Here is a 21,852-nt window from a genome sequence, read left to right on the forward strand (position 1 = left end):
CGGCCCCAACCGCTGATCAGCCGTCGATCGGCCGCCGATCAATCCGGTGGCGAACCACCCCCGGGGATCAGGTATTGTTTACGTCGTTGCCGGGGAACACCGCAGAACAGCGGGGAACCAAGGCAGCGAACCCATGGCGATGTGCCCGAGTGGCCAATGGGAGCGGACTGTAAATCCGTCGGCTTAGCCTACCCAGGTTCGAATCCTGGCGTCGCCACGTGAAGAAGGTCCCCGGTGCTTGCACCGGGGACCTTCACTCGTTTTCCGGGGTGCCGGCGTCAGTTGCCGGCCACGTCCTTCACCGCCACCGTGAGCGGGACCGAGCCCGCGATCAGTTCCAGGGTGAGCCCGGCGGTCGCCGGGGTCTCCAGGAGCTCGGCGAGGACCGCGGCCACGTCGTCCCGGGGGACCGACCCCCGGCCCGTGCGGGCCTCCAGGCGGACCATGCCCGTGCCCGCGTCGTTCGTCAGGGAGCCGGGCCGCAGGATCGTCCAGTCCAGGGCCGTGCGCGAGCGGACCTCGTCGTCGGCCGCGCCCTTCGCGCGCAGGTAGGCGTCGAAGATCCCGTCGCCCGGGTGGTTCGCGTCCGCGCCCATCGAGGAGACGACGAGGTAGCGGCGCACGCCCGCGCGTTCCGCCGCGTCGGCGAACAGGACCGCCGCCGCCCGGTCCACCGTGTCCTTGCGGTCGGCTCCGCTGCCGGGGCCCGCCCCCGCCGCGAAGACGGCCGCGTCCGCGCCCTGCAGCACCGCGGCGACCATCTCGACCGACGCCGACTCCAGGTCCAGTACGACGGGCTCGGCGCCCGCCTCCCGCAGGTCGGCGCCCTGTTCCGGCCGGCGGATGATCCCCACCGGTTCGTGCCCGCGCGCCGAGAGCAGCCTCTCCAGGCGCAGGGCGATCTGTCCGTGTCCTCCAGCGATGACGATGCGCATACTCACGACCGTACGACGGGTCCGGCCGGAGGGCTTCCCGGCTCGGGCGGCCGTTCCGGGCGCGCCTGACGCGGCAGGTCCAGGGCCGCAGCCGAGTCGCAGTACTCCCGCACCGCGCTCGTGCGCGCCACCACCCGCCCCCGGTGCACCACGATCCGGCTGTACGCCAGGGACAGCACCCCCGCCAGGCGCTCGCCGCGCACCGCGAGCAGCTCCGCCGGGAAGCCGGCCTCCACCCGCACCTCCGGGAGGCCCATCACCGCCCGCGCCTCCGCGCTCACCGCCCCGTACGCCTCCTGGGGCGGCAGCCCGCCGAGCGAGGCCAGCAGGTAGGCCGCCTCCAGCGGATCCCCGCGTCCCACCGGGTTGGCCACGTCCCGCAGCGCCCCGCTGCCCGCCGCGACCCGCACCCCGGCCGCCCGCAGCAGCCGCACCGGCGCCGCCCCGCGCTGTTCCGTCGCTCCGCAGCCGCCCTGCGGCAGGCACACCACCGTCACTCCGGCCGCCGCCAGCCGGTCCGCCGCCCGCCGCGCCGCGTCGGCGGGGAGCCGGGCGAGCCCGGCGCAGGGCCCGATCGTCACCCCGGGCCGCAGCCCGCCGGCCATCGCCGCGAGCCGGGCGAGCCGGGCCGGGTCGTCGCCGTCGGTGTGCAGGTCGACCGGGACGCCGTGCTCGGCCGCGACGTCGAGCACCGCCTCCACGTACCCCGCCGGGTCCGGGTCGAGGTCCGGGCAGCCGCCGGCCACGCCGGCGCCCATCTTCACGGCGTCCCGCAGCATCGCGAGCCCGTCCGCGCCCGCGACGCCCGTGAGCAGCCGGGGCACCGCCACGGCCGTCAGGTCGGCGAGGCCGCGCAGCGAGCGCCGGGCCTGGAGCACCGCTTCGAGCGGGCCGAGTCCGTGGACGTCGCCGATGCGCACGTGCGCGCGGAGCGCCGTCGCGCCGTGGCCGAGCTGGAGCAGCGCCGCCTCGGTGGCCCGCCGCTGCACCTCGTCGGGGGCGTACGAGACGGGGCCGGGGGTGTCGGCGGAGAGCGCGGTGTCGCCGTGGGCGTGGGGTTCGGCGGCGGCGGGCAGCAGCAGGTAGCCGGTGAGGTCGACCCGCGCGCCCACGGCGGCGAGGCTGCCGGCGGTGCCGACGGCCTCGATCCGGCCGCCGGCGAGCCGCACGTCGACGGTCCGGCCGTCGGTGAGGCGTGCGTGGGACAGCAGGAGCGAGGTCGAGTCGGCGGTGGTGGCGGCCCCGTCCTCGGGGGGCTGGGGCTGCTTGCTGTCGGCTGACATCGGGCTCCTCAAGGCTCCTCAAGATCAAGATCACGCAGCGTGGGGCCGAGCCTAGGGGCGCTCGGAGCGACCTTCGAGGAGGAGCGCAATAGTCGTACCGATGAGGCCACGAGTGGCGTACGGGACGCCTGGTGAGGGCCGTCGCGAGCCCGCGGGGAAACGGATTTGGGTGATGGGCCGGAGACCGTGTAATGTCTTCCTCGCTCGCCCCAATAGCTCAGTCGGTAGAGCGTCTCCATGGTAAGGAGAAGGTCTACGGTTCGATTCCGTATTGGGGCTCTGGTGAGAAGGATCCCGTCTTCGGACGGGTTCCGGATCATCAAAGCGGTGTAGCTCAGTCGGTAGAGCAAGCGGCTCATAATCGCTGTGTCACCGGTTCAAGTCCGGTCACCGCTACAGACAGTAGCCGATTGTGGGGTCGGTCCTTCGATCGGCTACTCTTCTATGCGTTCATCCGTCCATCCGTCCGTCAAGGAGCACTCACGTGGCTGCCACCGACGTCCGCCCGAAGATCACGCTGGCCTGCGTGGAGTGCAAGGAGCGGAACTACATCACCAAGAAGAACCGGCGTAACAACCCGGACCGACTTGAGATGAAGAAGCACTGCCCTCGCTGCAACTCGCACACGGCGCACCGCGAGACGCGCTAATCAGGCTCGTACACGAGGCCGTCCCCACTCGGGGGCGGCCTCGTGTCGTTTCCCGGCACCGTCCGCAACAACGGCAACAAATCCAGCAGGAGGTATCGAGTCCATGGCGCTCGACCAGTCCTTCGTGGGCCGGACCTATCCGCCCACCGCGCCCTACGAGGTCGGCCGCGAGAAGATCCGCGAGTTCGCCGAGGCGATCGGTGACGCCAATCCCGCGTACACCGACACCGAGGCGGCCAAGGCGCTCGGGCATTCCGATGTGATCGCCCCGCCCACTTTCGTGTTCGCCATCACGTTCAAGGCGGCCGGCGCCGTCATCGAGGACCCCCAGCTGGGCCTCGACTACAGCCGCGTCGTCCACGGCGACCAGAAGTTCGCCTACACCCGGCCCGTACGCGCCGGGGACCGGCTCGCGGTCACCTCCACCATCGAGGCGATCAAGTCCATGGCGGGCAACGACATCGTGGACATCCGCGGCGAGGTCCACGACGCCTCCGGCGAGCACGTCGTCACCGCCTGGACCAAGCTCGTCTCCCGCGCACCCGAGGGGGCCTGACCATGACCGCGAAGATCGCCTACGACGAGGTCGAGGTCGGCACCGAGCTGCCCGCGCAGACCTTCCCCGTGACCCGCGCCACGCTCGTGCAGTACGCCGGCGCCTCCGGGGACTTCAACCCGATCCACTGGAACGAGAAGTTCGCGGTCGAGGTCGGCCTCCCGGACGTCATCGCCCACGGCATGTTCACCATGGCCGAGGCGATCCGCGTCGTCACCGACTGGGCCGGCGACCCCGCAGCCGTCGTCGAGTACGGCGTCCGCTTCACCAAGCCGGTCGTGGTCCCCAACGACGGGACCGGTGCGCTGATCGAGGTCTCCGCCAAGGTCGCCGCCAAGCTGGAGGACCAGCGGGTGCGGGTCGACATCACGGCGACGAGCGCCGGGCAGAAGGTCCTGGGCATGTCCCGGGCCGTGGTCCGCCTCGCCTGACCGCACGAGTCGCCGTACGTACGTCACGGGCCCGTCGCGGAAGCGGCGGGCCCGTACCCTTGAGCCCGTGCAGCAGATCGCAGACGCCCCCCTCGCGCCCCTGACCACCTTCCGGCTCGGCGGCCCCGCCGGCCGGCTCGTCACCGCCACCACCGACGACGAGGTGGTCGCGGCGGTCCGTGAGGCCGACGCCGCCGGGACCCCGCTGCTGATCATCGGCGGCGGTTCCAACCTGGTCATCGGGGACAAGGGCTTCGACGGCACGGCACTGCGCATCGCCACCACCGGCTTCGTCCTGGACGGCACCCGCCTGGAGCTCGCCGCCGGCGAGGTCTGGACGGACGCCGTGGCACGGTCCGTCGAGGCCGGACTCGCCGGGATCGAGTGCCTGGCCGGCATCCCCGGCTCGGCCGGCGCGACCCCGATCCAGAACGTCGGCGCCTACGGGCAGGACGTCTCCGCCACCGTCACCGAGGTCGTCGCCTACGACCGGCGCACCGAGGAGACCGTCACCCTCACGAACGCCGAGTGCGCCTTCTCGTACCGGCACAGCCTCTTCAAGGACCGGCCCGACCGGTACGTGGTGCTGCGGGTCCGATTCGAGCTGGAGGACGCGGACGGGATGTCCGCGCCGGTCAAGTACGCCGAGACCGCCCGCGCCCTCGGCGTGGAGGCGGGGGACCGGGTGCCCCTCGCGGCCGCCCACGAGACCGTGCTGCGGCTGCGGGCCGGCAAGGGCATGGTCCTGGACCCGGCGGACCACGACACCTGGTCCGCCGGCTCCTTCTTCACCAACCCGATCCTCACGGCCGGGGAGTACGAGGCCTTCCTCGCGCGCGTGGTGGAGCGGCTCGGCCCGGACGTCGCCCCGCCGGCCTTCCCCGCGGGCGAGGACGGCGCCGTGAAGACCTCGGCGGCCTGGCTGATCGACAGGGCCGGATTCACCAAGGGATACGGCTCCGGGCCCGCCCGGATCTCCACCAAGCACACGCTCGCCCTCACCAACCGCGGCGAGGCGACCACCGAGGACCTCCTCGCCCTCGCCCGCGAGGTCGTCGCCGGCGTACGGGACGCCTTCGGGATCACCCTGGTCAACGAGCCCGTCACCGTGGGCGTCACGCTCTAGTAGGCGACGCCCACGCCCTGCCTGACCGTCGCGGGGTCGTCGATCATCGCCAGCATCGCGTGCGCCACGTCCGCGCGGGCCAGGGAGCGGCCCCGGGGCGGGGTGCCGCCGACGACCCTGCGGTACTGCCCGGTGCCCCGCCTGTCCGTCAGCTTGGGCGGGCGCACGGAGGTCCAGTCGGTGCTGCTCGCGGCGAGGTCGGACTCCATGACCCGCAGGTCGGCGTAGACGTCCTTCAGGACGGAGTTGACGAGCGAGAGCACCGCCCGGTCGACGAGGGCCTGACCCTCCGGGACCGGGCCCAGCGGGGCCGCGCTGACCACCAGGAGCCGGCGGGTCCTCTCGGCGTCCATCGCGGTGACCACCGAGCGGGTCAGGCGGGCGGCCACGCCCGCGTCCGCGCGGGTCCGGGCCCCGAGGCCCGAGAGCACCGCGTCACGGCCAGCGACGGCCCCGCGCAGGGCCTCGGGGTCGGTCAGGTCGGCCCGCAGGACCGTCAGGCGTGTGCCGGTCACCGTGAGCCGCGCCGGGTCCCGCACCACGGCCGTCACCTCGTGTCCGGAGGCCAGTGCCTGCCGGACGATCTCCTGGCCGATGCCACCGGTCGCACCGAAGACTGTGAGCTTCATGTCGCACCCTCCCGGGGTGGGTAAGTATTCACTCACCCCCAGGGTGAGTGGATACTCACTCTGACGTCAAGCGTGGCTGGAGGATGCATGGAACAGAGGCCGACCCGGACCCGGATCGTCGACGCCGCCCGCGACCTCATGCGGACGGCGGGGCTCGCCCGCACCACCACCAAGGAGATCGCCAAGGCGGCGGGCTGCTCGGAGGCCGCGCTCTACAAGTACTTCAGCAGCAAGGAAGAGCTCTTCCTGACCGTCCTGAACGAGCGCCTGCCCCAGCTCGGCGGCCTCCTGGGCACGCTCGCCGCCGACCCCGGCGGCCGCACCGTCGAGGAGAACCTCGTCGAGGTCGCCCGGCAGGCCGCGCTCTTCTACGAGCAGACCTTCCCGGTGGTCGCCTCCCTCTACGCGGAACCGCAGCTCAAACGGCGCCACGAGGAGGCCATGCGCGCGTACGGCATGGGCCCCCACAAGCCCATCGAAGGCCTCGCCGCCTACCTCCGCGCCGAGCAGCGGCACGGGCGCCTCAGCGCCGACGCCGACCCGGTCGCCGCCGCGTCCCTGCTCCTCGGAGCCTGTGTCCAGCGCTCGTTCGCCTGGGAGATGAGCCCGGACCGCCGGCCGCCGGACTCCCTCGACGACTTCGCCCGCACACTCGCCCGCACCCTTCTCCGGGGCATCAGCTGATCCAGTCGTCGATCCCCGCCAGCAGCTTCGCCCGCACGTCCTCGGGCGCCGCCGAACCCCGCACCGACTGACGGGCCAGCTCGGCCAGCTCCGCGTCCGTGAACCCGTGGTGCCGGCGGGCGATCTCGTACTGCGCGGCCAGCCGCGACCCGAACAGCAGCGGGTCGTCCGCGCCGAGCGCCATCGGCACCCCGGCCTCGAAGAGCGTCCGCAGCGGCACGTCCTCGTGCTTCTCGTACACCCCGAGAGCCACGTTGGACGCCGGGCACACCTCGCAGGTCACGCCCCTCTCGGCGAGCTTCCGCAGCAGCCGCGGGTCCTCCGCCGACCGCACCCCGTGCCCGACCCGGGCCGCCCGCAGATCGTCCAGGCAGTCCCGTACGGACGAGGGACCCGTCAGCTCGCCGCCGTGCGGGGCCGCCAGCAGGCCGCCCTCCCGCGCGATCGCGAAGGCGCGGTCGAAGTCCCGGGCCATGCCCCGGCGCTCGTCGTTGGAGAGCCCGAAGCCGACCACGCCCCGGTCCGCGAAGCGCACCGCGAGCCGGGCCAGCGTCCGCGCCTCCAGCGGATGCTTCATCCGGTTCGCCGCGACCAGCACCCGCATCCCGAGCCCGGTCTCCCGCGAGGCCGCGTCGACCGCGTCGAGGATGATCTCCAGGGCCGGGATCAGACCGCCGAGGTGGGGGGCGTACGAGGTCGGGTCGACCTGGATCTCCAGCCACCCCGAGCCGTCCCTGACGTCCTCCTGGGCCGCCTCCCGGACGAGCCGCTGGATGTCCTCGGGGGAGCGCAGGCAGGAGCGGGCGATGTCGTAGAGCCGCTGGAACCGGAACCAGCCGCGCTCGTCGGTCGCCCGCAGCCGGGGAGGTGTACCGCTCTTGAGGGCCTCGGGGAGATGCACGCCGTACTTGTCGGCCAGCTCGATCAGCGTCGTGGGCCGCATCGAACCGGTGAAGTGCAGGTGCAGATGGGCCTTGGGCAGCAGGGTGAGATCGCGAACATGCTCCATTGGCCGATACTGCCGCACTCGAATGGACGAGTGCAGTCCCTTTCCCCGATCGGGACCTTGCTAGAACGCAGAAACGGGCCCCCGGTTCCGGAGAACCGGGGGCCCGCCAGCAAACGTCGCCGGCTACTCCGTCGCCTCGGCGAGCAGCTTCTGGATCCGGGACACGCCCTCCACCAGGTCCTCGTCACCGAGCGCGTACGACAGGCGCAGGTAGCCCGGGGTGCCGAAGGCCTCGCCCGGGACGACCGCGACCTCGGCCTCGTCCAGGATCAGGGCGGCGAGCTCGACCGAGGTCTGCGGGCGCTTGCCGCGGATCTCCTTGCCGAGCAGGCCCTTCACCGACGGGTACACGTAGAACGCGCCCTCCGGGGTCGGGCAGAGCACGCCCTCGATCTCGTTGAGCATGCGGACGATCGTCTGGCGGCGGCGGTCGAAGGCGCGCCCCATCTCGGCGACCGCGTCCAGGTTGCCCGAGACGGCGGCCAGCGCGGCCACCTGCGCCACGTTGCTCACGTTGGACGTGGCGTGCGACTGCAGGTTCGTCGCGGCCTTCACGACGTCCTTCGGGCCGATGATCCACCCCACGCGCCAGCCGGTCATCGCGTACGTCTTCGCGACGCCGTTGACGACGATGCACTTGTCGCGGAGCTCCGGCATGACCGCCGGCAGGGAGACCGCCGAGGCGCCGCCGTAGACCAGGTGCTCGTAGATCTCGTCCGTCAGGACCCACAGGCCGTGCTCGACGGCCCAGCGGCCGATCGCCTCGGTCTCCGCCTCGCTGTACACCGCGCCGGTCGGGTTCGAGGGCGACACGAAGAGGACGACCTTGGTCTTCTCCGTGCGGGCCGCCTCCAGCTGCTCCACCGAGACCCGGTAGCCGGTGGTCTCGTCGGCGACGACGTCCACCGGGACACCGCCCGCGAGACGGATCGACTCGGGGTACGTCGTCCAGTACGGCGCCGGGACGATGACCTCGTCACCCGGGTCGAGGATCGCGGCGAAGGCCTCGTAGATCGCCTGCTTGCCGCCGTTGGTCACCAGGACCTGGGAGGCGTCGACCTCGTAACCGGAGTCGCGCAGCGTCTTGGCGGCGATCGCGGCCTTCAGCTCGGGCAGACCGCCGGCCGGCGTGTAGCGGTGGTACTTGGGGTTCTTGCAGGCCTCGACGGCCGCGTCGACGATGTAGTCCGGGGTCGGGAAGTCGGGCTCACCCGCGCCGAAACCGATCACCGGGCGCCCGGCGGCCTTGAGGGCCTTGGCCTTGGCGTCGACGGCGAGGGTGGCGGACTCGGAGATCGCACCGATCCGGGCGGAGACCCGACGCTCGGTGGGAGGGGTAGCAGCGCTCATGCGGCCCATCGTCCCAGACCCTCTCCGGCCCCGGCACTCAGGTTTCACGGACCGGACAGGAACGGTCATTCCCGGTCGTACGCGCATCCGACGGCAGGTCGGCGCGCTTTCTGTTCGACGTAGGGCCCCATGACCACGTATGCTCACTCCTCGTTGGCCCGCAGCAACCACATCTCACGATGCGGTACGTTGGGGGACACCGACAAAGGGTCGTAGCTCAATTGGTAGAGCACCGGTCTCCAAAACCGGCGGTTGGGGGTTCAAGTCCCTCCGGCCCTGCTACACACACCGCCAGGTGTTGTGCGCATGTACGTACTTCATTGCACCGCCGTGCGGCTCCACCCGGGCGCGGCACGGCCGACCCGGAATCAGGTGAGAGATCGTGACGGACGCCGTAGGCTCCATCGACATGCCTGATGCCGACGACGAGACCGCAGAGTCGAAGAAGAAGTCCCGCAAGGGCGGGAAGCGCGGAAAGAAGGGCCCCCTGGGCCGTCTCGCGCTCTTCTACCGCCAGATCATCGCCGAGCTCCGCAAGGTCGTCTGGCCCACGCGGAACCAGCTGACGTCGTACACCTCCGTGGTGATTGTCTTCGTCGTCATCATGATCGGCCTTGTCACCGTGATTGACTATGGCTTCCAGGAAGCAGTCAAGTACGTCTTCGGCTGACTTTTTGTTCCACCCATCTGTATCGCAGGAAGAAGCAGCCACCGTGTCTGACGCGAACCTGAACGACGCCTTCGAGTCCGAGTCCGTCGAGGACGAGCTGGACACCGTCGAGGCCGCCGACGAGGACGTCGAGGACGTCGAGGTCGACGCTGCTGAGGACGCTGCGGACGAGGACGTCGAGGTCGACGAGATCGACGAGGACGAGGCCGACGAGGACGACGAGGACGAGGACGCCGAGGAAGAGACCGAGGAGGAGGCCGAGCCGGCCGCCCCGGTCGACCCGGTCGCCGCGCTCCGCGAGGAGCTCCGCACCCTCCCCGGCGAGTGGTACGTCATCCACACCTACGCGGGCTACGAGAAGCGCGTGAAGGCCAACCTCGAGCAGCGTGCCGTCTCGCTCAACGTCGAGGACTTCATCTACCAGGCCGAGGTCCCCGAGGAAGAGATCGTCCAGATCAAGGGCGGCGAGCGGAAGAACGTCAAGCAGAACAAGCTTCCCGGCTACGTCCTCGTCCGCATGGACCTGACGAACGAGTCCTGGGGCGTCGTCCGCAACACCCCCGGCGTCACCGGCTTCGTGGGCAACGCCTACGACCCGTACCCGCTGACCCTGGACGAGATCGTCAAGATGCTCGCCCCGGAGGCCGAGGAGAAGGCCGCCCGCGAGGCCGCCGAGGCCGAGGGCAAGCCTGCTCCCGCCCGCAAGCTGGAGGTCCAGGTCCTGGACTTCGAGGTCGGCGACTCGGTCACCGTCACCGACGGCCCGTTCGCGACCCTCCAGGCCACGATCAACGAGATCAACCCCGACTCGAAGAAGGTCAAGGGCCTCGTCGAGATCTTCGGTCGCGAGACCCCGGTCGAGCTGAGCTTCGACCAGATCCAGAAGAACTGATCTCACCGTCTTCCGACCAGGTCAGAGTGGCTCTCGCAGCCGCTCTGACCTGCTCGGTTTTTAGCCGCACGTCTATACCCGTTATCGTTGTGCGGTATGCCTCCATCCGGATGACCGGATGGCGGGCTGAACACTCTCACTAGGACCCGGAGAGAGCAATGCCTCCCAAGAAGAAGAAGGTCACGGGGCTTATCAAGCTCCAGATCAACGCCGGTGCGGCCAACCCGGCCCCGCCGGTCGGCCCCGCGCTCGGTCAGCACGGCGTCAACATCATGGAGTTCTGCAAGGCCTACAACGCCGCGACCGAGTCGCAGCGTGGCATGGTCGTGCCGGTGGAGATCACGGTCTACGAAGACCGCACCTTCACCTTCATCACGAAGACTCCGCCGGCCGCCAAGCTGATCCTCAAGGCCGCGGGTGTGGAGAAGGGCTCCGGCGAGCCGCACAAGACCAAGGTCGCCAAGCTCACGGCCGCCCAGGTCCGCGAGATCGCCACGGTCAAGCTCCCCGACCTCAACGCCAACGACCTGGACGCCGCGTCCAAGATCATCGCCGGCACCGCCCGCTCCATGGGCATCACGGTCGAGGGCTGATCACCCCCTTCGTGACCTCAGTGGTAGGGCCTGCGCGGCCCGCACCACGACTCCATACCTGAACCAACAGGAGAAGCAGTGAAGCGCAGCAAGGCTCTCCGCTCCGCGGACGCCAAGATCGACCGCGAGCGGAACTACGCGCCCCTCGAGGCCGTCCGTCTCGCCAAGGACACCGCCACCACGAAGTTCGACGGCACCGTCGAGGTCGCCTTCCGCCTGGGCGTCGACCCGCGCAAGGCCGACCAGATGGTCCGTGGCACCGTGAACCTTCCGCACGGCACCGGCAAGACCGCCCGGGTCCTGGTCTTCGCGACCGGTGACCGTGCCGAGGCCGCGATCGCCGCTGGCGCCGACATCGTCGGCTCCGACGAGCTCATCGACGAGATCTCCAAGGGCAACCGCCTGAACGAGTTCGACGCCGTGGTGGCCACCCCGGACCTCATGGGCAAGGTCGGCCGCCTCGGCCGCGTCCTCGGCCCGCGTGGTCTCATGCCGAACCCCAAGGTCGGCACCGTCACCCCCGATGTCGCGAAGGCTGTCAACGACATCAAGGGCGGCAAGATCGAGTTCCGCGTCGACAAGCACTCGAACCTGCACTTCATCATCGGCAAGGTCTCCTTCGACGAGACGAAGCTGGTCGAGAACTACGCCGCGGCGCTGGAGGAGATCCTCCGTCTGAAGCCGTCCGCCGCCAAGGGCCGCTACATCAAGAAGGCGACCCTCACCACGACGATGGGCCCCGGCATCCCGCTGGACTCCAACCGCACCCGTAACCTCCTCGTCGAGGAGGACCCGGCCGCGGTCTGAACCTCACCGGTTCACTGAGTGGTCGAGCCGGCCCCGCACCTCCCCGGAGGTGCGGGGCCGGCTTCTTGTTACCGTCCGGGGGACGTCGGACGTCGATCAAGGGTGGGGAAGACGTATGAGCAGGTCCGCGTGGAAGCGCGCCGCCGTGGTTCTGGTGGCCGCGGCCGTCGTGGCGGGTGCCGCGGGGTGTCAGGACGGCGACGGCGGGACGGAGGCCGCAGGCGCCTCCGCCACGGCACAGCCGCAGACACAGAGCCCGGAGGAGGCCGCGAAGGCCGTCCGGGCCGCGTACGCCAAGACCACGGCGGCGAAGAGCGCCAGGGTCGAGATGCGCCTCAACGTGGACAGTGACAAGGCGCCCGGCGGCAGCACGTTCACCGGTGTCCAGGCATGGGGCCCCGCGGCCGCAGACCTGAAGGTCTTCGACTCGTCGTATCTGGCCGACATTCCCGGTGCTCCCGTGGAGACGCGCGTGGTCGCGGCCGACGGGGCCACCTACGTGGACCTGGGGGCGGGCCTGTCCGCCCAGACGGGCGCCAAGCGCTGGCTGAAGGTGGAGGCCGGGGGCGCCGCCGCCGGGGACGAGCTGACGCTCCAGCTGACCGGCGGCCTGGCCGCCGTGAACATGGACCTGCCCAAGGAGCTCGGCCTCCTCGCCGGTTCGTCGACGGTCAAGCACGTCGGCCCCGTGAAGGGCGGCGACGTCAAGGCGGAGGTGTACGAGGGCGAGATCCCCGGGGCCGCGCTCGTGCAGGTCTGGATCGGTGCGGACGGCTACCCGGTGAAGACGATCGTCCACACCGAGGCCGACGGAGGCATGACCTCACTCACCACGAAGTACTCCGACTACGGTGCCAAGGCCTCCTTCCAGGCCCCGCCCGCCAGGGACACCGTCGGCCTCCTGGATCTCCTGGAGCGCCTCGGCCAGGGCTGATTTGCTCCTCGACCCGGCCATCACGTACGCTTCCACAGAAGCCAAAGACCGCTGGTCGTTGCTGTGCCCCTACCGGGTGCGGTGGCCGAAGGATCCGCTGACAACGGACGACCCGCGCAGGTGACTGTGGAAAGTTCCCGGACTCGTCCGGTCGAGCTCAGCCCCGTGCGCCTGCGCCGGGGCGTTTTGTTTTGTCCAGCCCCCTTCTGAGCGGTCCTCATCACCCGGAAGGAGGCCGACGCACTATGCCGACGCCCAACAAGGCTGCATCGGTGGCCGAGCTCAAGGACGCGTTCCAGAGCTCCAACGCCGCCGTGCTGACCGAGTACCGGGGTCTCACCGTCGCGCAGCTCAAGACGCTGCGTCGCTCTCTCGGTGAGAACGCCCAGTACGCCGTGGTGAAGAACACGCTGACCAAGATTGCGGCCAACGAGGCCGGGATCACCGCACTGGACGAGCACTTCGCTGGTCCGACCGCGGTCGCCTTCGTCACCGGTGACCCGGTGGAGTCGGCGAAGGCCCTGCGTGACTTCGCCAAGGAGAACCCGAACCTCATCATCAAGGCTGGTGTCCTTGACGGTAAGGCTCTCTCCGCCGACGACATCAAGAAGCTTGCGGACCTCGAGTCCCGCGAGGTTCTGCTCAGCAAGCTGGCCGGTGCCTTCAAGGGCAAGCAGTCTCAGGCTGCCTCGCTCTTCCAGGCGCTGCCGTCGAAGTTCGTCCGCACCGCGGAAGCGCTTCGCGTCAAGCTCGCCGAGCAGGGCGGTGCCGAGTAATTCGGCTCGCGCATTGATCCGCGCCGCCTAGTGCGCGGGTCGTAGCGGGCCGTTACGCCCGCCTCTATAGACACATCGGCACCTGCCGAATTAGTGGAAGGATCGCCCATCATGGCGAAGCTCTCTCAGGACGACCTCCTCGCCCAGTTCGAGGAGATGACCCTCATCGAGCTCTCCGAGTTCGTGAAGGCCTTCGAGGAGAAGTTCGACGTCACCGCCGCCGCTGCCGTCGCCGTTGCCGGCCCGGCCGCCACCGGTGGCCCGGCCGAGGCCGAGGCCGAGCAGGACGAGTTCGACGTCATCCTCGAGGGTGCCGGCGACAAGAAGATCCAGGTCATCAAGGTCGTGCGTGAGCTCACCTCCCTGGGCCTCAAGGAGGCCAAGGACCTCGTCGACGGCACCCCGAAGCCGGTCCTCGAGAAGGTCGCGAAGGAGGCCGCCGAGAAGGCTGCCGAGTCCCTCAAGGCCGCCGGCGCCTCCGTCACGGTCAAGTAAGACCGTTTCGAGTCGCTGTAGCTGACTCCTGCCCCCGTGTAACGCGGGGGCATCGAAAGGCGATCACCCCTATGGGTGGTCGCCTTTCGGCGTTCCCGGGAAGGGCGTGGCGGGGGGCCTGAGGGCCGCCGCCGGCGGAGTATGGTGATCTTCGCCGTGCGCCCCGCGGACCGGCGGGTCTTGACGAACCGCACGCAGCGCGCAATTCTCAGGACGCGTCGTCACAACGATCCGTTTCCGAGGCATGGATCGACGACTGAACGGGCAGTATCGAGGTGCGCCGCACGGCGCGAGGTACCGCGGAGTTGAGAGCAACGAGGGTCGCGAAGAGGTCGCCCTGGACATCAGTGAGCCAAGTGGCTACACTGACCCTTTGCGCTGCCTGTTAGCTGCCTCCTGCCCGTCACCAGGGGCATACCTTCGCATCCGCTACTCGGACCGACCCCGTCTGACCTGGCCTTTCGGCCATCTCAGGAAACGTCTGCCGTGAAGCGATGCAGGGGACCGGTACGCGCGTAGTGAGTCCGAGCCCTCGGAAGGACCCCCTCTTGGCCGCCTCGCGCAACGCCTCGACCAATACGAACAACGGCGCAAGCACCGCCCCGCTGCGCATCTCTTTTGCAAAGATCAGGGAGCCCCTCGAGGTTCCGAACCTCCTCGCGCTGCAGACCGAGAGCTTTGACTGGCTGCTCGGCAACGCCGCATGGAAGGCTCGCGTCGAGGCTGCCCTTGAGTCGGGCCAGGACGTCCCCAGGAAGTCCGGTCTGGAGGAGATCTTCGAGGAGATCTCCCCGATCGAGGACTTCTCCGGGTCGATGTCGCTGACCTTCCGCGACCACCGCTTCGAGCCGCCGAAGAACTCGATCGACGAGTGCAAGGACCGTGACTTCACGTACGGCGCCCCGCTCTTCGTCACCGCCGAGTTCACGAACAACGAGACCGGCGAGATCAAGTCCCAGACGGTCTTCATGGGCGACTTCCCGCTCATGACCAACAAGGGCACCTTCGTCATCAACGGCACCGAGCGTGTCGTCGTGTCGCAGCTCGTCCGCTCGCCGGGCGTCTACTTCGACTCCTCCATCGACAAGACGTCCGACAAGGACATCTTCTCCGCCAAGATCATCCCGTCCCGGGGTGCCTGGCTGGAGATGGAGATCGACAAGCGCGACCTGGTCGGTGTCCGCATCGACCGCAAGCGCAAGCAGTCCGTCACCGTCCTCCTCAAGGCTCTCGGCTGGACCACCGAGCAGATCCTCCAGGAGTTCGGCGAGTACGAGTCCATGCGCGCCACCCTGGAGAAGGACCACACCCAGGGCCAGGACGACGCGCTGCTCGACATCTACCGCAAGCTGCGCCCGGGCGAGCCGCCGACCCGTGAGGCCGCTCAGACGCTGCTCGAGAACCTCTACTTCAACCCGAAGCGCTACGACCTCGCGAAGGTCGGCCGCTACAAGGTGAACAAGAAGCTCGGCGCCGACGAGCCGCTGGACGCCGGCGTGCTCACCACCGACGACGTCATCGCCACGATCAAGTACCTGGTCAAGCTCCACGCGGGCGAGACCGAGACGATCGGCGAGAACGGCAACGAGATCGTCGTCGAGACCGACGACATCGACCACTTCGGCAACCGTCGTCTGCGCAACGTCGGCGAGCTCATCCAGAACCAGGTCCGCACGGGTCTGGCTCGTATGGAGCGCGTCGTGCGTGAGCGCATGACCACCCAGGACGTCGAGGCGATCACGCCGCAGACCCTGATCAACATCCGGCCGGTCGTCGCCTCCATCAAGGAGTTCTTCGGCACCAGCCAGCTGTCGCAGTTCATGGACCAGAACAACCCGCTGTCGGGTCTGACGCACAAGCGTCGTCTCTCGGCGCTGGGTCCCGGTGGTCTGTCCCGTGAGCGGGCCGGCTTCGAGGTCCGAGACGTGCACCCGTCCCACTACGGACGCATGTGCCCGATCGAGACCCCCGAAGGCCCGAACATCGGTCTGATCGGTTCGCTCGCCTCGTACGGCCGCGTCAACGCGTTCGGCTTCATCGAGACGCCGTACCGCAAGGTCGTCGACGGTCAGGTCACCGACGAGGTCGACTACGTCACCGCCGACGAGGAGGACCGCTTCGTCATCGCGCAGGCCAACGCCGCGCTCAACGACGACATGCAGCTCACCGAGAACCGCGTCCTGGTGCGTAAGCGTGGCGGCGAGGTCGACTACGTCCTGCCGTCCGAGGTGGACTACATGGACGTCTCGCCGCGCCAGATGGTGTCGGTCGCGACCGCCATGATCCCGTTCCTCGAGCACGACGACGCCAACCGTGCCCTCATGGGCGCGAACATGATGCGTCAGGCGGTGCCGCTGATCAAGTCCGAGGCCCCGCTCGTCGGCACCGGCATGGAGTACCGCTGCGCCACCGACGCCGGCGACGTGCTCAAGGCCGAGAAGGACGGTGTCGTCCAGGAGCTGTCGGCCGACTACGTCACGGTCGCCAACGACGACGGCACGTACATCACGTACCGCCTGCACAAGTTCTCCCGCTCCAACCAGGGCACCTCTGTGAACCAGAAGGTCGTCGTGGACGAGGGCGACCGCGTCATCGAGGGCCAGGTCCTCGCCGACGGTCCCGCCACCGAAGACGGCGAGATGGCGCTCGGCAAGAACCTCCTCGTGGCGTTCATGCCGTGGGAGGGCCACAACTACGAGGACGCGATCATCCTGTCGCAGCGCCTCGTGCAGGACGACGTCCTCTCCTCGATCCACATCGAGGAGCACGAGGTCGACGCCCGTGACACGAAGCTCGGCCCCGAGGAGATCACCCGGGACATCCCGAACGTCTCCGAGGAGGTCCTCGCGGACCTCGACGAGCGCGGCATCATCCGCATCGGTGCCGAGGTCGTCGCCGGCGACATCCTCGTCGGCAAGGTCACGCCCAAGGGTGAGACCGAGCTGACCCCGGAGGAGCGTCTGCTCCGCGCGATCTTCGGTGAGAAGGCGCGTGAGGTCCGTGACACCTCGCTGAAGGTGCCGCACGGCGAGATCGGCAAGATCATCGGCGTCCGCGTCTTCGACCGCGAGGAGGGCGACGAGCTTCCCCCGGGCGTGAACCAGCTGGTCCGCGTCTACGTCGCCCAGAAGCGCAAGATCACCGACGGTGACAAGCTCGCCGGCCGTCACGGCAACAAGGGCGTCATCTCGAAGATCCTCCCGATCGAGGACATGCCGTTCCTTGAGGACGGCACCCCGGTCGACATCATCCTCAACCCGCTGGGTGTCCCGTCCCGAATGAACCCGGGACAGGTCCTGGAGATCCACCTCGGCTGGCTCGCCAGCCGCGGCTGGGACGTCTCCGGCCTCGCGGACGAGTGGGCGCAGCGCCTCCAGGCCATCGGCGCCGACCAGGTCGCCCCGGGCACCAACGTTGCCACCCCCGTCTTCGACGGTGCGCGTGAGGACGAGCTCGCGGGTCTGCTGAACCACACCATCCCGAACCGCGACGGCGAGCGCATGGTGCTCCCGACCGGTAAGGCGAGGCTGTTCGACGGCCGCTCCGGCGAGCCGTTCCCGGACCCGATCTCCGTCGGGTACATGTACATCCTCAAGCTCCACCACCTGGTCGACGACAAGCTCCACGCGCGTTCGACCGGCCCGTACTCGATGATCACCCAGCAGCCGCTGGGTGGTAAGGCCCAGTTCGGTGGCCAGCGCTTCGGTGAGATGGAGGTGTGGGCGCTGGAGGCATACGGCGCCGCGTACGCCCTCCAGGAGCTGCTGACGATCAAGTCCGACGACGTGACCGGCCGCGTGAAGGTCTACGAGGCCATCGTCAAGGGCGAGAACATCCCTGAGCCCGGCATCCCCGAGTCCTTCAAGGTGCTCATCAAGGAGATGCAGTCCCTGTGCCTCAACGTGGAGGTGCTGTCCTCGGACGGCATGTCCATCGAGATGCGCGACACCGACGAGGACGTCTTCCGCGCAGCGGAGGAGCTCGGCATCGACCTGTCCCGGCGCGAGCCGAGCAGCGTCGAAGAGGTCTGACGGGAGTCCGGCAGGGGGACCAGTGATGGTCCCCCCGCCGGCCCCAGGACCCCCGTATCAGACCCCAAAGCCTTACAACCCTGAGAGGGATTGACGCATAGTGCTCGACGTCAACTTCTTCGACGAGCTCCGGATCGGTCTGGCCACCGCTGACGACATCCGTCAGTGGAGCCACGGCGAGGTCAAGAAGCCGGAGACCATCAACTACCGCACGCTCAAGCCCGAGAAGGACGGACTCTTCTGCGAGAAGATCTTCGGTCCGACCCGGGACTGGGAGTGCTACTGCGGCAAGTACAAGCGCGTCCGCTTCAAGGGCATCATCTGTGAGCGGTGTGGCGTCGAGGTCACCCGCGCCAAGGTGCGCCGTGAGCGGATGGGCCACATCGAGCTCGCCGCTCCCGTCACTCACATCTGGTACTTCAAGGGCGTTCCGTCGCGTCTTGGCTACCTGCTCGACCTCGCCCCGAAGGACCTCGAGAAGGTCATCTACTTCGCGGCGTACATGATCACGTTCGTCGACGACGAGCGTCGTACGCGTGACCTGCCCTCGCTGGAGGCGCACGTCTCCGTCGAGCGTCAGCAGATCGAGAACCGTCGCGACTCCGACCTGGAGGCCCGCGCCAAGAAGCTCGAGAACGACCTCGCCGAGCTGGAGGCCGAGGGCGCCAAGGCCGACGTGCGCCGCAAGGTGCGCGAGGGTGCCGAGCGCGAGATGAAGCAGCTGCGCGACCGTGCGCAGCGCGAGATCGACCGTCTGGACGAGGTCTGGTCGCGCTTCAAGAACCTCAAGGTCCAGGACCTGGAGGGCGACGAGCTCCTCTACCGCGAGCTGCGTGACCGCTTCGGCACGTACTTCGACGGTTCGATGGGTGCCGCGGCGCTGCAGAAGCGCCTGGAGTCCTTCGACCTGGACGAGGAGGCCGAGCGCCTCCGCGAGATCATCCGTACCGGCAAGGGCCAGAAGAAGACCCGTGCGCTCAAGCGCCTCAAGGTCGTCTCCGCGTTCCTGCAGACCGCGAACAGCCCCAAGGGCATGGTTCTCGACTGCGTGCCGGTCATCCCGCCGGACCTGCGTCCGATGGTGCAGCTGGACGGTGGCCGCTTCGCGACCTCCGACCTGAACGACCTGTACCGCCGCGTGATCAACCGCAACAACCGTCTGAAGCGTCTGCTCGACCTCGGTGCCCCCGAGATCATCGTGAACAACGAGAAGCGGATGCTCCAGGAGGCGGTCGACGCCCTCTTCGACAACGGCCGTCGTGGTCGCCCGGTCACGGGCCCCGGCAACCGTCCGCTGAAGTCCCTCAGCGACATGCTGAAGGGCAAGCAGGGTCGATTCCGTCAGAACCTGCTCGGCAAGCGTGTCGACTACTCGGCGCGTTCCGTCATCGTCGTCGGCCCGCAGCTCAAGCTGCACCAGTGCGGTCTGCCGAAGGCCATGGCGCTGGAGCTCTTCAAGCCGTTCGTGATGAAGCGCCTGGTCGACCTGAACCACGCGCAGAACATCAAGAGCGCCAAGCGGATGGTCGAGCGCGGCCGCACGGTCGTGTACGACGTCCTCGAAGAGGTCATCGCCGAGCACCCGGTTCTGCTGAACCGTGCGCCCACGCTGCACCGCCTCGGCATCCAGGCCTTCGAGCCCCAGCTGGTCGAGGGCAAGGCCATCCAGATCCACCCGCTCGTCTGCACCGCGTTCAACGCGGACTTCGACGGTGACCAGATGGCCGTCCACCTGCCGCTCTCCGCGGAGGCGCAGGCCGAGGCCCGCATCCTGATGCTGTCCTCGAACAACATCCTGAAGCCGGCCGACGGCCGTCCGGTCACGATGCCGACCCAGGACATGGTCCTCGGTCTGTTCTTCCTGACCACCGACGGTGAGCTCCGTGACACCAAGGGCGAGGGCCGCGCGTTCGGCTCCACGGCCGAGGCGATCATGGCGTTCGACGCCGGCGAGCTCGCGCTCCAGTCGGAGATCGAGATCCGCTTCCCCGTCGGCACCGTCGCTCCGCGTGGCTGGGTTCCCCCGGTCGCCGAGGAGGGCGAGCCGGAGTGGCAGCAGGGTGACACCTTCCGTCTGCGGACGACCCTGGGCCGCGCGCTCTTCAACGAGCTGCTGCCCGAGGACTACCCGTTCGTCGACTACTCCGTCGGCAAGAAGCAGCTCTCCGAGATCGTCAACGACCTCGCCGAGCGCTACCCCAAGGTCATCGTGGCGGCGACGCTCGACAACCTGAAGGCGGCCGGCTTCTACTGGGCGACCCGCTCCGGCGTCACCGTGGCCATCTCCGACGTCGTCGTTCCCGAGGCGAAGAAGGAGATCGTCAAGGGCTACGAGGCGCAGGACGAGAAGGTCCAGAAGCAGTACGAGCGCGGTCTGATCACCAAGGAAGAGCGCACGCAGGAGCTCATCGCGATCTGGACCAAGGCGACCAACGAGGTCGCCGAGGCGATGAACGCGAACTTCCCGCGGACGAACCCCATCTTCATGATGGTTGACTCGGGTGCCCGAGGAAACATGATGCAGATGCGTCAGATCGCCGGTATGCGTGGTCTGGTGTCCAACGCCAAGAACGAGACGATCCCGCGTCCCATCAAGGCGTCGTTCCGTGAGGGCCTCACCGTCCTCGAGTACTTCATCTCCACGCACGGTGCCCGTAAGGGTCTCGCCGACACCGCCCTGCGTACCGCCGACTCGGGTTACCTGACCCGTCGTCTGGTGGACGTCTCGCAGGACGTCATCATCCGCGAGGAGGACTGTGGCACCGAGCGCGGTCTGAAGCTGCGGATCGCGGCCAAGGACGAGGCCGGTGTCCTGCGGAAGACGGACGACGTCGAGACCTCCGTGTACGCGCGGATGCTCGCCGAGGACGTCGTCGTCGACGGCAAGGTCATCGCGCCGGCCAACGTCGACCTGGGTGACGTGCTCATCGACGCCCTGGTCAACGCGGGCGTCGAGGAGGTCAAGACCCGTTCGGTCCTGACCTGTGAGTCCGCCGTCGGTACCTGTGCGTTCTGCTACGGCCGTTCGCTCGCCACCGGCAAGCTGGTCGACATCGGTGAGGCGGTCGGCATCATCGCCGCCCAGTCCATCGGTGAGCCCGGTACCCAGCTGACGATGCGTACCTTCCACACCGGTGGTGTGGCCGGTGACGACATCACCCAGGGTCTGCCCCGTGTCGTCGAGCTCTTCGAGGCGCGGCAGCCGAAGGGTGTCGCCCCGATCTCCGAGGCGGCCGGTCGTGTCCGCATCGAGGAGACCGAGAAGACCAAGAAGATCGTCGTCACCCCGGACGACGGCACCGACGAGACGGCGTTCCCGATCTCGAAGCGTGCCCGTCTGCTCGTGGGCGAGGGCGACCACGTCGAGGTGGGCCAGAAGCTCACCGTGGGTGCCACCAACCCGCACGACGTGCTCCGGATCCTCGGTCAGCGCGCGGTCCAGGTCCACCTGGTCGGCGAAGTCCAGAAGGTCTACAACTCGCAGGGCGTGTCGATCCACGACAAGCACATCGAGATCATCATCCGGCAGATGCTGCGCCGTGTGACGATCATCGAGTCCGGCGACGCGGAGCTCCTGCCGGGCGAGCTGGTCGAGCGGTCGAAGTTCGAGACCGAGAACCGTCGTGTGGTCACCGAGGGCGGTCACCCCGCCTCCGGCCGTCCGCAGCTGATGGGTATCACCAAGGCCTCGCTCGCCACCGAGTCGTGGCTGTCGGCGGCGTCCTTCCAGGAGACGACCCGAGTCCTGACGGATGCGGCGATCAACGCCAAGTCCGACAGCCTCATCGGCCTCAAGGAGAACGTCATCATCGGTAAGCTCATCCCGGCCGGTACGGGTCTGTCCCGCTACCGCAACATCCGGGTCGAGCCGACCGAGGAGGCCAAGGCCGCGATGTACTCGGCCGTCGGCTACGACGACATCGACTACTCGCCGTTCGGCTCGGGCTCCGGCCAGGCCGTTCCGCTGGAGGACTACGACTACGGTCCGTACAACCAGTAAGC

The 21,852-nt window shown here is 68.8% G+C and carries 18 protein-coding genes, 4 tRNA genes and 1 pseudogene; 18 read left to right on the forward strand and 5 right to left on the reverse strand.

Features of this window, described 5'->3' with window-relative positions; translation table 11 throughout:
• Positions 1–135: 135 nt before the first annotated feature.
• Positions 136–217 (forward strand) — tRNA-Tyr (locus ACN9MM_RS23245).
• Positions 218–278: 61 nt separating this feature from the next.
• On the opposite strand, the gene ACN9MM_RS23250 is transcribed toward ACN9MM_RS23245, so the two are convergent.
• A complete protein-coding gene (locus ACN9MM_RS23250) occupies positions 279–935 on the reverse strand; it encodes an NAD(P)H-binding protein (protein ID WP_426365509.1) in 657 nt (218 codons plus the stop codon).
• Positions 936–937: 2 nt separating this feature from the next.
• Positions 938–2,218, reverse strand: a complete 1,281-nt coding sequence (locus ACN9MM_RS23255) for an amidohydrolase family protein (protein WP_426365510.1) — start codon at positions 2,216–2,218, stop codon at positions 938–940.
• A gap of 206 nt (positions 2,219–2,424) precedes the next feature.
• On the opposite strand from ACN9MM_RS23255, the gene ACN9MM_RS23260 reads away from it, so the two are divergent.
• The 6 genes and pseudogenes from ACN9MM_RS23260 to ACN9MM_RS23285 all read left to right on the forward strand — a co-directional run.
• A tRNA-Thr gene (locus ACN9MM_RS23260) sits at positions 2,425–2,497 on the forward strand.
• Between the two features lie 44 nt (positions 2,498–2,541).
• Positions 2,542–2,614 (forward strand) — tRNA-Met (locus ACN9MM_RS23265).
• 88 nt (positions 2,615–2,702) lie between these two features.
• Positions 2,703–2,867 carry a 50S ribosomal protein L33 gene (gene rpmG / locus ACN9MM_RS23270; RefSeq protein ID WP_003956487.1) on the forward strand — a complete coding sequence of 55 codons (165 nt, stop codon included), beginning with the start codon at positions 2,703–2,705 and terminating at the stop codon, positions 2,865–2,867.
• A 103-nt stretch (positions 2,868–2,970) separates the two neighbouring features.
• A complete protein-coding gene (locus tag ACN9MM_RS23275; RefSeq protein ID WP_426365513.1) occupies positions 2,971–3,423 on the forward strand; it encodes an FAS1-like dehydratase domain-containing protein in 453 nt (150 codons plus the stop codon).
• A 2-nt stretch (positions 3,424–3,425) separates the two neighbouring features.
• On the forward strand, positions 3,426–3,854 hold the full coding sequence (locus tag ACN9MM_RS23280) for a MaoC family dehydratase (RefSeq protein ID WP_382864818.1): 429 nt from the start codon (positions 3,426–3,428) through the stop codon (positions 3,852–3,854).
• Positions 3,855–3,903: 49 nt separating this feature from the next.
• A pseudogene (locus ACN9MM_RS23285) lies at positions 3,904–4,980 on the forward strand (UDP-N-acetylmuramate dehydrogenase); the annotation flags it as partial.
• On the opposite strand, the gene ACN9MM_RS23290 reads toward ACN9MM_RS23285, so the two are convergent.
• Positions 4,977–5,609 (reverse strand): NAD(P)-dependent oxidoreductase, encoded by a 633-nt coding sequence (locus tag ACN9MM_RS23290; protein WP_426365515.1) that lies wholly within the window; start codon positions 5,607–5,609, stop codon positions 4,977–4,979. The pseudogene ACN9MM_RS23285 and the gene ACN9MM_RS23290 overlap by 4 nt on opposite strands.
• 87 nt (positions 5,610–5,696) lie before the next feature.
• Between ACN9MM_RS23290 and ACN9MM_RS23295 the strand changes: the two genes are divergently transcribed.
• Positions 5,697–6,293 (forward strand): TetR/AcrR family transcriptional regulator, encoded by a 597-nt coding sequence (locus ACN9MM_RS23295; protein WP_426365517.1) that lies wholly within the window; start codon positions 5,697–5,699, stop codon positions 6,291–6,293.
• On the opposite strand, the gene ACN9MM_RS23300 is transcribed toward ACN9MM_RS23295, so the two are convergent.
• The gene (locus tag ACN9MM_RS23300; protein WP_426365519.1) at positions 6,286–7,302 is read right to left on the reverse strand and encodes an adenosine deaminase; all 1,017 of its coding nucleotides are present in this window, start codon (positions 7,300–7,302) and stop codon (positions 6,286–6,288) included. The genes ACN9MM_RS23295 and ACN9MM_RS23300 overlap by 8 nt on opposite strands.
• 123 nt (positions 7,303–7,425) lie before the next feature.
• On the reverse strand, positions 7,426–8,652 hold the full coding sequence (locus ACN9MM_RS23305; protein ID WP_426365521.1) for a pyridoxal phosphate-dependent aminotransferase: 1,227 nt from the start codon (positions 8,650–8,652) through the stop codon (positions 7,426–7,428).
• Positions 8,653–8,858: 206 nt separating this feature from the next.
• Between ACN9MM_RS23305 and ACN9MM_RS23310 the strand changes: the two genes are divergently transcribed.
• From ACN9MM_RS23310 to ACN9MM_RS23355, 10 genes are all read left to right on the forward strand, one after another.
• Positions 8,859–8,931 (forward strand) — tRNA-Trp (locus ACN9MM_RS23310).
• A gap of 103 nt (positions 8,932–9,034) precedes the next feature.
• Positions 9,035–9,322 (forward strand): preprotein translocase subunit SecE, encoded by a 288-nt coding sequence (secE, locus tag ACN9MM_RS23315; RefSeq protein ID WP_359507751.1) that lies wholly within the window; start codon positions 9,035–9,037, stop codon positions 9,320–9,322.
• 43 nt (positions 9,323–9,365) lie between these two features.
• Positions 9,366–10,214, forward strand: coding sequence for a transcription termination/antitermination protein NusG (nusG, locus tag ACN9MM_RS23320; protein ID WP_426365522.1), 849 nt, complete (start codon positions 9,366–9,368; stop codon positions 10,212–10,214).
• 158 nt (positions 10,215–10,372) lie between these two features.
• The gene (gene rplK, locus ACN9MM_RS23325; RefSeq protein WP_030687894.1) at positions 10,373–10,807 is read left to right on the forward strand and encodes a 50S ribosomal protein L11; all 435 of its coding nucleotides are present in this window, start codon (positions 10,373–10,375) and stop codon (positions 10,805–10,807) included.
• A gap of 78 nt (positions 10,808–10,885) precedes the next feature.
• Positions 10,886–11,614 (forward strand): 50S ribosomal protein L1, encoded by a 729-nt coding sequence (gene rplA, locus ACN9MM_RS23330; RefSeq protein WP_073810254.1) that lies wholly within the window; start codon positions 10,886–10,888, stop codon positions 11,612–11,614.
• A gap of 115 nt (positions 11,615–11,729) precedes the next feature.
• A complete protein-coding gene (locus ACN9MM_RS23335) occupies positions 11,730–12,548 on the forward strand; it encodes a hypothetical protein (RefSeq protein ID WP_426365523.1) in 819 nt (272 codons plus the stop codon).
• A gap of 245 nt (positions 12,549–12,793) precedes the next feature.
• Positions 12,794–13,324, forward strand: a complete 531-nt coding sequence (rplJ, locus tag ACN9MM_RS23340; protein WP_030687887.1) for a 50S ribosomal protein L10 — start codon at positions 12,794–12,796, stop codon at positions 13,322–13,324.
• 111 nt (positions 13,325–13,435) lie between these two features.
• Positions 13,436–13,819 (forward strand): 50S ribosomal protein L7/L12, encoded by a 384-nt coding sequence (rplL, locus tag ACN9MM_RS23345; RefSeq protein WP_426365525.1) that lies wholly within the window; start codon positions 13,436–13,438, stop codon positions 13,817–13,819.
• A 548-nt stretch (positions 13,820–14,367) separates the two neighbouring features.
• Positions 14,368–17,850: a DNA-directed RNA polymerase subunit beta gene (rpoB, locus tag ACN9MM_RS23350; RefSeq protein WP_366036454.1), complete on the forward strand. Its 3,483-nt coding sequence runs from the start codon at positions 14,368–14,370 to the stop codon at positions 17,848–17,850.
• Positions 17,851–17,950: 100 nt separating this feature from the next.
• The gene (locus tag ACN9MM_RS23355) at positions 17,951–21,850 is read left to right on the forward strand and encodes a DNA-directed RNA polymerase subunit beta' (protein ID WP_382864790.1); all 3,900 of its coding nucleotides are present in this window, start codon (positions 17,951–17,953) and stop codon (positions 21,848–21,850) included.
• Positions 21,851–21,852: the final 2 nt, after the last annotated feature.

It is taken from the genome of Streptomyces sp. E-08, assembly GCF_049913095.1.
Classification (GTDB): domain Bacteria; phylum Actinomycetota; class Actinomycetes; order Streptomycetales; family Streptomycetaceae; genus Streptomyces.

What these genes read in the sequence shown, in the direction of transcription:
- ACN9MM_RS23250 (WP_426365509.1), bottom strand. Translation starts at nt 935, where the DNA reads ATGCGCATCGTCATCGCTGGAGGACACGGACAGATCGCCCTGCGCCTG.
- ACN9MM_RS23255 (WP_426365510.1), bottom strand. Translation starts at nt 2,218, where the DNA reads ATGTCAGCCGACAGCAAGCAGCCCCAGCCCCCCGAGGACGGGGCCGCC.
- ACN9MM_RS23275 (WP_426365513.1), top strand. Translation starts at nt 2,971, where the DNA reads ATGGCGCTCGACCAGTCCTTCGTGGGCCGGACCTATCCGCCCACCGCG.
- ACN9MM_RS23280 (WP_382864818.1), top strand. Translation starts at nt 3,426, where the DNA reads ATGACCGCGAAGATCGCCTACGACGAGGTCGAGGTCGGCACCGAGCTG.
- ACN9MM_RS23290 (WP_426365515.1), bottom strand. Translation starts at nt 5,609, where the DNA reads ATGAAGCTCACAGTCTTCGGTGCGACCGGTGGCATCGGCCAGGAGATC.
- ACN9MM_RS23295 (WP_426365517.1), top strand. Translation starts at nt 5,697, where the DNA reads ATGGAACAGAGGCCGACCCGGACCCGGATCGTCGACGCCGCCCGCGAC.
- ACN9MM_RS23300 (WP_426365519.1), bottom strand. Translation starts at nt 7,302, where the DNA reads ATGGAGCATGTTCGCGATCTCACCCTGCTGCCCAAGGCCCATCTGCAC.
- ACN9MM_RS23305 (WP_426365521.1), bottom strand. Translation starts at nt 8,652, where the DNA reads ATGAGCGCTGCTACCCCTCCCACCGAGCGTCGGGTCTCCGCCCGGATC.
- rplK (WP_030687894.1), top strand. Translation starts at nt 10,373, where the DNA reads ATGCCTCCCAAGAAGAAGAAGGTCACGGGGCTTATCAAGCTCCAGATC.
- ACN9MM_RS23335 (WP_426365523.1), top strand. Translation starts at nt 11,730, where the DNA reads ATGAGCAGGTCCGCGTGGAAGCGCGCCGCCGTGGTTCTGGTGGCCGCG.
- rplJ (WP_030687887.1), top strand. Translation starts at nt 12,794, where the DNA reads ATGCCGACGCCCAACAAGGCTGCATCGGTGGCCGAGCTCAAGGACGCG.
- rplL (WP_426365525.1), top strand. Translation starts at nt 13,436, where the DNA reads ATGGCGAAGCTCTCTCAGGACGACCTCCTCGCCCAGTTCGAGGAGATG.